The following is a 12,073-nucleotide window of genomic DNA, read 5'->3' on the forward strand; positions in this document are numbered from 1 at the left end:
GCCACTTGAGTCGGAAGGCTCCCTTCCGGGCGCTCGGGCGCTCTACCGTGCCTGCCATGACCTTGCTCAGGCGGCGGACCGCCTCGCTCGCCCTCGCGGCCCTCCTTCTGCTCGTCCCCCGGGCGGCAGCCGCGCAGGACCCCTCGGGCCCCGCCCCGGTGCGGGCGGCGACGCCGGACCGGCCCTCGTACGACGTGGCCCTGCGCGCCGACGGCGACGGCTCGCACTGGACCGGCCGCCAGACGGTGTCCTTCCGCAACGCCACCCGTAAGCCCCTGAGTTCGGTCGACCTGCGGCTGTGGGGGAACGGCACCGACGGCTGCGGAACCCCCGGAAGTCCGTCCCCGGTCCGGGTCGGCGGGGTCGTCGGAGGCACCCCGCGACCGCTCGACGTCGGCTGCACCGCGCTGCGGATCGACCTGCCCGCGCCGCTGCCGTACGGGGCGCGGGCCAGCGTGTCCTTCGACGTGTCGATCACCGTCCCCGACCGCGTCCACCGGTTCGGCAGGGACGGCGCGCACCGCTACCTCGGCAACGCGCTGCCCCTGCTGTCCGTGCGCGACGCGCAGGGCGCGCACCTCGACCCGGACGTCGGCTTCGGCGAGAGCTTCTTCACCCTGGCCGGTGACTTCCGGGTCGTCCTCGACCACCCCACCGCGCTCAAGGTCCCCGCGACGGGCACCACCACCCGGCGCGCCGGCGCCCCCGGCCGTACGGTCACCACCAGCGTCGCGCATGGGGTACGGGACTTCGCCTGGGCGGCGGGCCCCTTCCGGACGCGGACGGTGACCACGCCCGGCGGCATCCGGCTGAACGCCTACTGGACCGCCGCCACGGCCCCGGAGGGCGTCGCGACCGACCTGCGGGCCGCCGTCGGCTCGGTCGACGCGTTCGGCGAGCGGTTCGGGCGCTACCCGTACGGCGAGCTGGACCTCGTCATGAGCGACAACTTCGACGAGTTCGGCAGCATGGAGTTCCCGGGCCTCGTCCTGCTGTGGACCGAGCCGGAGGGTTCAGCCGTCGTCCACGAGATCGCCCACCAGTGGTTCTACGGCATCGTCGGCAACGACCAGTTCGCTTCGCCGTGGCTGGACGAGTCCTTCGCCCAGTACGCCAACCAGGTGTACTACCGCGAGCCCACCGTCACCTGCTGGGAGGACCAGGGCGAGTGGCCCAGCGAAACGGCCGCCCTCACCCGGCCCATGTCCTACTATGCCGACGGCCGCCGCTCGGAGTACGTCAGGGTCGTCTACGGGCGGGGCGCCTGCGCCCTCCACGACCTGGAACGCGTCCTGGGCGGCCCGGCGACGGCGGCGATGCTGCGCGGCTACGTACGGGACCACTGGCTGGGCGTCGCCACCACCGAGGACTTCAAGCGCGCGGCGCAGGCGGCGACCGGCAAGGACCTCGGCCCCTTCTGGACCGAGCACAGGATCCACTGAGACCGGAGCCCCGCGACCACTGACGCCGGAGCCCCGCGACCGCTCGGGCCGCTCCCCCACGTCCCGTGGGGGCGCGGCCTCATGCCCCGGCCCGCTCCCGCTCCGCCGTGCGCAGCAGGACCTCCGCCACGCCCCGGGCGCGTTCCGCCGCCTCCGCCGTGCCCTCGCGCACCGCCGTCACGATGGCCCCGTCGCCCAGCAGCGCCAGCTGGCGGGCCAGGGCCTCGTGGTCGCGGTAGCCGCCCTCGGCGAGGAGACGGTCGAGGACGGCGATGACCTTCTCCTTGTGCTCGGCGGCCACATGGTGCGCCGGGCTGTCCGGATCGGCCGTCTCCACCATCGTGTTGATGAACGCGCAGCCCCGGAACGACGCCGCCGCGAAGCGCTCCGCGAGGCCGTCGAAGAGCGCGAGCGGAAGTTCCTCGGGTGAGCGCCCGCTGACCGCGATGCGGCCGTCGAGCCAGGCGCGCCACATGTCGTCGCGCCGCCGCAGCACCTCGACGACCACGTCGTCCTTGCTGGGGAAGTGGCGGTAGAAGGAGGCGCGGCCGACTCCGGATTCGGACAGGATCCGCTCGATGCCCACGGCCCGGATCCCCTCTTCGTAGAACAGACGCTCCGCCGCACTGAGGAGCCGTTCTTTCGCGTTCGTGGCCATGCCAGACGGTACCACTCGGTGCCGTATAGGGGATTCCGATGCGAAAGGCGGAGTGGCCGCCTCCCGTTGCGCCAGACGGAACCGGTCAGTACCGTCTGGATGGTACCGATCAGTTCCATCTTGGTCCGGCTCAAGGAGAGCTCCATGCCCCGCCTGCCCCAACTGACCGTCGAGACCGCCAACGAGGAGCAGCGCGAGCTGCTCGAAGGCACCCTCAAGCAGCTCGGCAAGCTGCCCAACCTCTACGCCGCCCTCGCCAACGGCCCCTCCGCGCTCCGCGGCTACCTCGCCATGCGCGAGGCCCTGGTCGGCGGCAGCTTCAGCGCCCGGCAGCGTGAGCAGCTCGCGCTCTACATCGCGCAGCGCAACGACTGCACGTACTGCGTCTCCGCGCACACCCTGCGCGGCGGCAAGGTCGGCCTGAGCGAACAGGAACTGCTCGACACCCGCCGCGGCACCGACGCGGGCGACCCGCACATGGACCAGGTGCTCCGCTTCGCCGGCGCCGTCATGGCCACCGGGGGCCGCGTCACCGACGAGTCCCTCACCGACGCCCGCGCCGCCGGCGTGACCGACGCCGAGATCGCGGAGATCGTCGGCCACGTCGCGCTGAACGTGCTGTCGAACTTCTTCAATCACGTTGCGCAGCCGGACTTGGACTTTCCGTTGGTCCCGGCCCACCTCGCCGAGTAGAGTTTTCGCGGCCGAGCAGGGGTGCCGGGCGCGAACGCGTCCGGCACCCCTGCGGCGGTTGTGAGACAGACCGACTGGGGCGATCGAAGCGGGTGGCCGACCATCCACCTGGTGCGAGGAACTGCCGCCTGCGCGGCAGGGGGGAATTCACGTGGACATCGACGCAAGAACCCTTCGGACCTTCCGCGAGGTGACCCTGACCGGGTCCTTCACCCAGGCGGCGCGACGCCTCGGGTACTCGCAGTCCAGCGTCACGGCACAGATGCGTGCCCTGGAGAGGCAGGTGGGCGAACCCGTCTTCGAGCGGCTTCCCAACGGCGTCCGGCTCACCCATTCCGGAACCGTCCTGCGTGACTACGCACGCCAGATCCTCACCCTCGTCAGCGAGATGGAGACCGCCCTGCGCCGGCCCGCGGCCAACCCGCCACGGCTGACCGTCGGGATCGTCCCCGCCCTGGCGTACGGGCAGCAGCTCGCCCGGGTCACCCACCTCGGGCGGCGGCTGCTCTCCGGCGTCCAGCTCGCCCTGCGGGTGATGGGGACCGCCGAGGTCCACGACGCCTTCCGGTCCGGAGCGATCGACGGGGCCCTCGTCCTCACCGTGGTCGACGCCGACGACCCGGCCGCCCTCTTAGCCGACCAGCTGCACACCGAACGCCCCGACGAGCTGACCGAAGTACGCCTCCAGGAAGTCGAGTTCGTGCCCGTCACGAGCGTCGGACAACGACGCGGCAACCTCGGCCGCCAGGTCGTCATCGCCGACCCCGACTGTCCCTCGCAGCGCTGGCTGCCCGAGTTCCTCCGCCTGCGCTGCGACAGCCCTCCCGAGATCCACGAGCTCGGCTCCATGGCCGGCGTGCGCGCCGCCACCCAGTCCGGCCTGGGCTGCGCCATGCTCCCCATGGCCCTCGCCGCCTCCCACCAGGAGGCCGGCGGACTGCGCCCGCTGCCGGGCGTGCCCCGGATGCGCTGGAACGCCTCCCTCGTCCACGGCCGCCCCGACACCCGGCCCGCGCTGGACTGGCAGAACCTGACGGAGACCCTTCGCCAGGCCACCGCCCTCTCCTGCGTGGTCCGCCCCGACGAGGGCGGCCCCGCGAGCGCCGCCGACGTCCTCGGAGGAGAGGCCGCCGCCCTCGGCCCGGACCCGAGCATCGCCTCGTAACCCGCACCCCCCCAAGACCGGTGCCACGGCGCACCGCCGTCTCCCCCCGGCCCCACCCCCGACCGGGTGCTCACGGGAGCGACGGCGCGCCGTGGCACCTCCTTGCCTCGGGCCAGGCCGAGCCGAGACGGGCGGGTCGGGCCGGGAAGAGCCGAGCCGGTCCGGGCCGAGGAGCGGCGTCGGCCTACAACCCCGGCCCGTTGTACGCGCCCCGGTGCGGCTTGGAGGTCGACGAGACCGGGTTCCCCCAGTAGTCACGGCCGCCGTTGCCGCTGATCACCGAGCCGTTGCCGAGGGCGGGCGAGGTGGCGCGGAGCCTGTAGCCGTCCACCGACCGGATCGTGTCTCCGCCGGTGCCGGGGTTCACGAACCCCGGGTCGCCCACGATGCCGTTGGCGGTCGGCCTCGGCACCCCCTGGAAGACGTTCCAGAGCCAGGAGATCCCCGCTCCGGTGGGCAGCCGGGAGTCGGTGGTGCCCACCCAGATGTTGTTCTCGACGACGCTCTCGTCGGGCAGCGTGATGCTGAACTTCTTGTCCGTGCAGTAGAAGACGTTGTTGTACAGGTGCAGCGCCGACCGGCCCGCGCCGGCGCTGCTCATTCGGCAGTCGTTCTCGGAGATGTTGTAGCGGATGACCTGCTGGGCGCCGCCGGTCGTGCCGCAGCCGTCGCAGTCGAGGAAGAAGCCGCCGATGTTGTCGCGGCTGTAGTTGTACTGGATGGTGCAGGTGCCGGTGTTGCCCCAGTCGCAGTCGAACGCCTGGCTGTCGGCCACGGACATCCGGGTGATCCCGTACACCGCGTTCTTCTGGATGGTCGGGTCGCGGTCGCCCAGCACCCAGATACCGGCGAAGTTGCCCCCGGAGAAGGGGTAGACGCCGTTGCCGACGCCGGAGGCGTTGTTGTACTGGATCATCGGCGCGTCTGCGTAGCTCGCGATGATTCCGTCGCCGCCGACGTCCTTGATCACGTTGTTCTCGATGAGGACCCCGGAGCCCTTGACGGCCATCGCGCCGACGCGGATCTTGAGGCCGCCCCCGCCGGTGTTGCTCACCTGGTTGTCGTGGACGTGGACGTCGTGGAGCACCGAGCCGGTGCCGCTCGCGCCGGTGACGACGCCCGCGGACTGGACGAAGTCCTCGGTGGTGGGGCTGTTCTTGCTGGTCTGCCCGGCGACCCGGTCGATGACGAGGGAGTCGATGTCGAAGCCCCGGTGCGCCGTCCCGTCGGTGGCGGAGATCCGCAGCCCGGCGCGGCGCGCGAGCATGGCGGCGGGGTTGGTGAGCTTGAGGCCGGTGATCCGCCAGTGGTCCTGGTTGGTCAGCGAGACCACGTCCTGGGCGCCGCCGCCGTCGAGTACGGGCAGCGCCCCGGTGCCGTAGCCGGTGAGCGTGATGGGCGCGGCGGCGGTGCCGCTGCCCTTGGGGGCGAGGGAGCCGGTGCAGGTGGTGCCGGCCGCGAAGGCGAGCGTGTCACCGGCCGCGTACGTCCTGCCGTTGGCCTGGGCGACGCTGTTGAACGGCGCGGCCTGGCCGCCGTCGCCCGGGGCCGGACGCGAGCAGTCCACGTACGTGGTGCTCCCGGCGGCCGAGGCGGGCGCGGCGCTGAGGGCGACGCTGCCGGAGAGGGCGAGCGCGACGGCGACGAGCCCGCCGATGGCCGCTCCGCGCCGCGGGGATGCCTCCATGGTCATGAAGCGACACCTTTCTCGTGGTCTGGTGCCGCCAGAAGCTAGGTGGGGCCGATGATCGAGTCAATGCGCATGTGTCGATTGATCGAATTTCGGTCAGGGAGCGGTTGATTGGTCGACTCATGAGGGATTTCGGGAGGGGTCCCGCGAGCGCCTTGTGAGGCGCCTCGGCGGGCGGGATCAGGTGGTCGTCCCGTACCGGGCGAGCAGCCGGGCGCGGCGGGAGGGCTGGAGGTTGGCGCGGGTGATGTCGCCGTCGTAGTGCGCCAGTACGCGGGGGTCCATGACCCTGCGCCAGAGCGGCGGGACGTACGCGAGGACGATCATCCCGGCGTACCCGGTCGGCATCTCGGGGGCCTCGTCGAAGTGGCGCAGCGCCTGGTAGCGGCGGGTGGGGTGGGCGTGGTGGTCGCTGTGCCGCTGGAGGTGGTAGAGAAAGACGTTGGAGGCGATGTTGTCGCTGTTCCAGCTGTGGCGCGGGGCGCAGCGCTCGTACCGGCCGCTCGCGAGGAGTTGGCGCTTGAGGCCGTAGTGCTCGGTGTAGTTGATGACTTCGAGCAGACAGAAGCCGAACACCGCCTGCCCCGCGAGGTACGGCAGGACACCCGGCCCGAAGGCGAGCGCGAGCGCGGCGAAGAGCGCGAACGACAGCGACCAGGAGCCGAGGACCCTGTTGCGGGGGCTCCACACGGAGCGGTCCCTGCGGGCGAGCCTGCGCTTCTCCAGACGCCAGGCCGAGGTCAGGCTGCCGGCTACGGTCCGGGGCAGGAACCGCCAGAAGCTCTCGCCGAGTCGGGCGCTCGCCGGGTCCTCGGGGGTGGCCACGCGGATGTGGTGGCCGTGGTTGTGCTCGACGTGGAAGTGTCCGTACCAGGTCTGGGCGAGCGCGATCCGGGACAGCCTGCGCTCCAGGGACTCCGTCTTGTGCCCCAGTTCATGGGCGGTGTTGATCGCGATGCCGGCGACGCCGCCGAGGGTGAACATCAGTCCGATCCGGTCCACGAGCGCGAGATCGCCCCGGGTGATCAGCCAGCAGCCGAGGACCAGACCGCCGTACTGGAGGGGCAGGTAGAGATAGGTGCACCAGCGGTAGTAGCGGTCCTGTTCGAGGTGGGCGAGCGCGCTGTCCGGGGGGTTGGCCGAGTCCTTGCCGATGAGGTGGTCGACCACGGGGAAGGCCGCGTACAGGACGAGGACCCCGGTCCACCAGAAGACCCGCAGCCCGGTGGCGGACACCAGGCCCCAGGAGAGGAACGGGAAGGCCGGGATCAGCAGGCCGAGAAGCCAGAGCCAGCGCTTGGGGTCGCGCCAGCGGGCGGGGGTCGTCGGTGTCGCGGGAGGGTCGCTGTGCAGGGCCATGCCGGCTCCTCACGGGGATGGACACACGGTGGACACTTCACTTGCCTGATGTCCATCTTTTAGACGTCCTGACGGTGAAGCGTCAATGCCCTGGGCATCGGCCGATGGATAAAGTGGGGGCACGATGACACGATTTCGCGAGAGTGTTCGGTCTCTGCTGCGTGAGCAGGTGCTCGACGCCGCCTACGGTCTCGTCGCCGCCGACGGCTGGGGCGGGCTGCGCATGACCTCCATCGCGCGGACCGCCGGGATCAGCCGGCAGACCCTCTACAACGAGTTCGGCTCGAAGGAGGCCATCGGCAACGCTCTGGTCCAGCGCGAGCTGGAGGGCTTCCTCCTCGGCATTCAGCGCGAACTCGACGCCCACCGGGGCCGTCTGGAGGCCGCGGCGGCGGCCGGAGTCGGCTTCACGCTCCAGCAGGCGGTCGACAACCCGTTGATCAAGAGCGTCCTGCTGGCGGCGCGCGGCGGCGAGGGCGATCTGCTCGCCTATCTCACCACCCGCCCGGAACCGGTCTTCGCCACGGCGACGGCGATGCTGGAGGCGTACGCGACCGAGGCCTGGCCCGATGTCGACGAGGAGTCGCGGGGCCTCGCGGTGGAGACGATCGTGCGGCTCACCGTCAGCCATATCGTCCAGCCGGTGGCGGACCCCGAGGAGTCGGCTCGGCGCATCGCGCGGATCACGGCGAGGATCGCGTATCCGGGCGGCCGGGCGGTCTGAGACCGCCGGGGGAGAAGTCGACGAGGCCTGGTGCCGAACACGGGGGATCTCCGGCACCAGGCCTCTGTTGAACATTGTACGAGATGGTGGGGAGTCTCCGGTACGTGACCCGGGGCGCCCTCGCGACGGGCGAACCATGGGCCGGCGGGGTACATCTCCTCTGAGACGCGGATGCGGCCGGGCGCCGGCCCCTTACCCCTCGGCCGCGTCGCCGGTGACGACGAGGAGGCCGCCGTGGAGGGCAGAAGTACAGGGTTCGTGCATTCCTTCAACCGCGCCGGCGGCTACGGATTCGTCGTCCCCGTGGGCTCCGAGGAGCAGGTCTACTTCAGGGCCGAGGACATCGAGGGCGGCGAGCGCGGCCTCTCCGAGGGGCAGCAGGTCTCCTTCGTCCTGGTCCTGGGCGAAGGCCGCTTCGAGGCGAGGGAACTACGCGTCTGACCCGGACGACCTCCTCGGGGGCCTCGGGGGCCTCGGGGGCCTCGGGGGCCTCGGGGGCCTCGGGGGCCGCGGGGGCCGCGGGGGCTGCGGGTCCCGCGGGGGCTGCGGGGGCTGCGGGTCCCGCGGGGTGCCCCCTGAGAGGCCCCCGTCCCCTCACCCCCGCAGTCGCATCTCCAGTCCGTCCAGGACCACTTCCAGGCCGTAGGCGAACTTGTCGTCCCTGAGGGCGACCGGGTCCACCGTCACCTGGGCGGCGGCCTCCGTGTAGGCCTCGGCGAGGTGGTCGTGGCCGGCCGCCGCCTGCTGCGCGGCGGGCATCAGCCGTGCGATGAAATCCGCCTCCGAGTCCCCGGAGCGGGCGACCGTGGTGAGCCAGGCGGCCTCCGTGGTGCTCATGCCGATGACGTACGACAGGACGGTGTCGATCGCGCGGCTCGGCTCGGGGAAGCCGGCGGCCGTGAACAAGGCGGCGAGCCGCTCCGAGTACGCCATCAGGTTGGGCCCCAGATAGGCGAGCCCGGCCTGTCCGAGGGTCGACGAGAGCCAGGGGTGGCGCAGGGCCGTCGCGCGGAAGGACCCGGCGGCCCCGGCGACGGCGGCCCGCCAGGGGCCGCCCGGCGACGGGACGGTGATCTCGGCGGCGACCTCGTCCACCGCGAGCTCCATCAGCTCGTCCTTGGTGGCGACATGGCGGTACAGCGAGGTCGCGCCCGCGTTGAGGCGGGCGCCGAGCTTGCGCATGCTCAGCGCCTCGATGCCGTCGGCGTCGAGCATGACGACCGCCTCGCGGACGATCGCGGCCCGGCTGAGGGCGGGCTGATCGGGGGCGGTCTGCTGCCGCGTCCACACGGACGGTACGGGATTCGCCTTGGCGGCCATGGTCCTCCTTCGTCGTGCCGCGCCGCCCGCACCCTGCGTACGACGTTCGCATCAGCGTACAGCGATGATGGTTGCGAACACCGTGCGCAGCTGCGTACAGTGTTCGCATCGAAGGAGACGAGCCGCCCCCGGCAGACGGGAACGGCCGAAGCCGAGGGGGAAGTCCCATGGAAACCCGCAACCCACGCCGCTGGTGGATCCTGGTCGTGCTGTGCCTCAGCACCCTGGTCCTGGTGGTCGACAGCATGGCGCTGACCGTGGCGGTGCCGTCCATGACCGAGGACACCGGGGCGAGCGCCCAGGACATCCAGTGGATCCTGGACTCCTACATCCTGGTCTTCGCGGGACTCCTGCTCACCTCGGGAAGCCTCGGTGACCGCTTCGGCCGCCGGAAGGTCATGGTCCTCGGCCTGCTGCTCTTCGGCGCGGCCTCACTCGCCGCCACCGTCTGCACCAGCCCCGGCGAGGTCATCGCCGCCCGGATCGCCATGGGCGTCGGCGGCGCGCTGATCATGCCCTCGACCCTGTCCATCCTCATCACCGTCTTCGACGAGGACGAGCGTCCCAGGGCGATGGCGGCCTGGGGCTCGGTGTCGATGCTCGGCCTGGTCGGCAGCCCGGTCCTCGGTGGCGTCCTGATCGACCGCTTCTCCTGGCACTCGATCTTCTTCATCAACGTCCCGGTCGTCGCCCTCGCCGTGCTCGCCGCGCTCACCCTGATGCCCGAGTCCAAGGGCCCGTGGCAGAAGCCCGACCCGCTGGGCGCGATCCTCTCCGTCGTCGGCATGACCGCGCTGATCTGGTGGATCATCGAGATCCCGCAGCACGGCGCTTTCGAGGGCCACTCCCTGGTCACCCTCGCGGTCGCGGTACTCGCCCTCGGCGGCTTCGTGGTCTGGGAGAACGTCACCCCTCAGCCGATGGTGCCGCTGGTCCTCTTCAAGCACCGCAACTTCAGCGGCGGTTCGCTCTCGCTGACCCTGGTCCAGATCGGCAACGGCGGCCTGCTCCTCGTCCTCACCCAGTACCTGCAGTTCGTCCTCGGCTACTCGCCGGTCAAGGCGGGCCTCGCCTTCGTCCCGCTCGCCGTCGCCGCCCTGATCGGCAACGGAGCCGGTGCCGGACTCGCCGCGAAGACCGGCAACCGCGTCCTGATCCTGGCCGGCATGCTGGTCATGGCCGCCGCGTTCGGAGTGCTGACCACGGCCGACGCGGAGTCCGGCTTCACCGTCCCGGCCATCGCCCTCGGCCTCCTCGGCCTCGGCGCCGGCCTCGCGATGCCGGCCGCCGTCGGCGCCCTGATGAGCACCATCCCCGAGGAGAAGGCCGGCGTCGGCTCGGCCCTGAACGACACCATCCAGCAGGCCGGTACGGCGCTCGGCATCGCCATCCTCGGCTCGCTCCTCGCGAGCACCTTCTCCGCCGAGATGCCGGCCGGTGCCCCCGAGCAGGCCAAGCGGTCGATCGGCGGCGCGCTGGCCGCCGCCCAGGGCGACCCCGGTCTGATCGCCGCCGCCCGGGAGGCCTTCACCTCCTCGATGACGACCACCTTCACCATCAGCGCGATCGGTGTCCTCGCGGCGGCGGTCCTCGCCACCCTGGTGATGCGGGACACCAAGCCGGCGGCCACCGCCGAGGCGGAGCACGAGGCGGAACTCGCCGCCTGACCCCGTACACGAAGGAGAGCCGGTGCCCCGCGGGGCACCGGCTCTCCTCGTCTCACTCGCCCGGAGCGGGCGGCAGCGCGTCCATGAACGAGCTGACCGAGAACACCGCCTGGCCGGGACCCGCAGGCCCGTACCCGGGCGGGGCGGTCAGCCCGTACTCCTCCAGCGTCGCCGTGTACGCCTCGAGGAGACCCAGGTGGTATTCGAGCGGAGCGCCGTCCGGGTTCTCCCTGCCGAGCGGCGTCGTCGGCTCCGGGCACCAGGTGGTGAACCGGGGCGTGATCCCGCGCGACATGAAGAACCGCAGGCCCTCCCGGGTGGAGGCGATGGCCTCGTCCACCGTCAGGAAGCCGGACGGGCGCGCCATCTCGACACCCGCGACGAAGTTCGGGATGACGTTGCGCGGCCCGAAGACCTCCGCCGAGTCCAGGATCCGGCGGTGCCACTCGTCCCGGCCGATGTAGCGCTCCTTGCCGGGGCAGTACAGCTCGAACAGCCGCCGGTCCCACACCTCGTAGTTGGGGTGGTAGATCCGGATGCCGTAGTCGTGGAAGCGCTGCACGTCCTCCTTCGGCAGGGCCTGGGCGACGACCTTGCCGATCCAGCGGCCGGGGAAACGCTCCTCGATCGCGCGCGCGTACTGCCCGTAGAAGTCGGCCTCGTCCTTCCCGCCGACCCGGGAGGTGACCGCCCCACCGGTCAGGGTGTACGCGGTCGAGGTACGGGCGGTGTCGTGGCGGTCGATGATCTCCAGCGCCTCCAGGACCTCGTCCACCGGCTTCACCCCGGTGTACGGGCGGCCCGCCGCCTTGTGCTGGCGCCAGTTGTGGTTGATGTCGCAGTACTGGCACTCCTCCTTGGCGCCGAAGTACTGGCAGACCCGGAAGACCGTGAGGTAGATCAGGTACCCCCACTGGATGGTCGGCGCGACCTCCATCACGGACTTGCCGTTCGTCAGCGGGTGCCGGTAGTACTCCGGCATCGGCGGCAGACCGACGTCCGCGATCCTCATCCCGTCGAGGAAGAGCGCGAGCGCGCCGTCGGCGTCCGGCGCCACCCGGTACGGGGAGGAGGGGTTGACCCGCACCGAGACCACCGTGCGCCGCAGCCCGTACGGACCGCCGGTCAGCACGATCTCCTCCGGCGGACGGTTCAGTGCCGCCTCCCCGAGCTCCGGCAGCGTGCGGTGGTCGAAGGAGAAGATGAAGTACGACTTCGGCTTCACCTCGCCCCCCTCGTTGCCGCTCAGCGCGGACGGGTCGAAGGCGAGCCCGCCGCGCAGCAGGTCCTCCTTGAACACGGCCTCCGGAGGGATTCCGGGGAAGCGTTGCATGAGGGACTCGACGACGGCGGTA

General features: G+C 71.5%; 11 protein-coding genes. 6 read left to right on the top strand and 5 right to left on the bottom strand.

The genetic code is table 11. From position 1 onward, the window contains the following. Positions 1-56 precede the first annotated feature (56 nt). Positions 57-1,442: a M1 family metallopeptidase gene (locus tag ABT154_RS28055; protein WP_351860297.1), complete on the top strand. Its 1,386-nt coding sequence runs from the start codon at positions 57-59 to the stop codon at positions 1,440-1,442. A 79-nt stretch (positions 1,443-1,521) separates the two neighbouring features. On the opposite strand, the gene ABT154_RS28060 is transcribed toward ABT154_RS28055, so the two are convergent. Further along, positions 1,522-2,100 carry a TetR/AcrR family transcriptional regulator gene (locus ABT154_RS28060; protein WP_351860298.1) on the bottom strand — a complete coding sequence of 193 codons (579 nt, stop codon included), beginning with the start codon at positions 2,098-2,100 and terminating at the stop codon, positions 1,522-1,524. 144 nt (positions 2,101-2,244) lie between these two features. Between ABT154_RS28060 and ABT154_RS28065 the strand changes: the two genes are divergently transcribed. Continuing rightward, entirely contained in the window at positions 2,245-2,793 is a 549-nt protein-coding gene (locus ABT154_RS28065; RefSeq protein WP_063991913.1) for a carboxymuconolactone decarboxylase family protein, read from the top strand. A gap of 151 nt (positions 2,794-2,944) precedes the next feature. Beyond that, positions 2,945-3,958, top strand: a complete 1,014-nt coding sequence (locus ABT154_RS28070) for a LysR family transcriptional regulator (RefSeq protein ID WP_351860300.1) — start codon at positions 2,945-2,947, stop codon at positions 3,956-3,958. 184 nt (positions 3,959-4,142) lie between these two features. Here ABT154_RS28070 and ABT154_RS28075 read toward each other — a convergent pair whose 3' ends face one another. Both ABT154_RS28075 and ABT154_RS28080 read right to left on the bottom strand, forming a co-directional pair. After that, the gene (locus ABT154_RS28075) at positions 4,143-5,651 is read right to left on the bottom strand and encodes a right-handed parallel beta-helix repeat-containing protein (RefSeq protein WP_351860302.1); all 1,509 of its coding nucleotides are present in this window, start codon (positions 5,649-5,651) and stop codon (positions 4,143-4,145) included. 177 nt (positions 5,652-5,828) lie between these two features. Next, on the bottom strand, positions 5,829-7,007 hold the full coding sequence (locus ABT154_RS28080; protein WP_351860304.1) for an alkane 1-monooxygenase: 1,179 nt from the start codon (positions 7,005-7,007) through the stop codon (positions 5,829-5,831). Between the two features lie 124 nt (positions 7,008-7,131). Here ABT154_RS28080 and ABT154_RS28085 point away from each other — a divergent pair, with 124 nt between their 5' ends. Beyond that, entirely contained in the window at positions 7,132-7,731 is a 600-nt protein-coding gene (locus ABT154_RS28085; protein WP_351860306.1) for a TetR/AcrR family transcriptional regulator, read from the top strand. 234 nt (positions 7,732-7,965) lie between these two features. Beyond that, positions 7,966-8,172 (top strand): cold-shock protein, encoded by a 207-nt coding sequence (locus ABT154_RS28090; RefSeq protein WP_351860308.1) that lies wholly within the window; start codon positions 7,966-7,968, stop codon positions 8,170-8,172. Between the two features lie 153 nt (positions 8,173-8,325). On the opposite strand, the gene ABT154_RS28095 is transcribed toward ABT154_RS28090, so the two are convergent. Then, positions 8,326-9,051: a TetR/AcrR family transcriptional regulator C-terminal domain-containing protein gene (locus ABT154_RS28095; RefSeq protein WP_351860310.1), complete on the bottom strand. Its 726-nt coding sequence runs from the start codon at positions 9,049-9,051 to the stop codon at positions 8,326-8,328. A 167-nt stretch (positions 9,052-9,218) separates the two neighbouring features. On the opposite strand from ABT154_RS28095, the gene ABT154_RS28100 reads away from it, so the two are divergent. Next, positions 9,219-10,718 carry an MFS transporter gene (locus tag ABT154_RS28100; protein ID WP_351860312.1) on the top strand — a complete coding sequence of 500 codons (1,500 nt, stop codon included), beginning with the start codon at positions 9,219-9,221 and terminating at the stop codon, positions 10,716-10,718. 52 nt (positions 10,719-10,770) lie between these two features. On the opposite strand, the gene ABT154_RS28105 is transcribed toward ABT154_RS28100, so the two are convergent. After that, positions 10,771-12,051: a radical SAM protein gene (locus ABT154_RS28105; protein ID WP_351860472.1), complete on the bottom strand. Its 1,281-nt coding sequence runs from the start codon at positions 12,049-12,051 to the stop codon at positions 10,771-10,773. Positions 12,052-12,073: the final 22 nt, after the last annotated feature.

Origin of the sequence: Streptomyces sp. NPDC001728 (assembly GCF_040297565.1) — a bacterium.
In the GTDB taxonomy this organism is placed as follows: domain Bacteria; phylum Actinomycetota; class Actinomycetes; order Streptomycetales; family Streptomycetaceae; genus Streptomyces.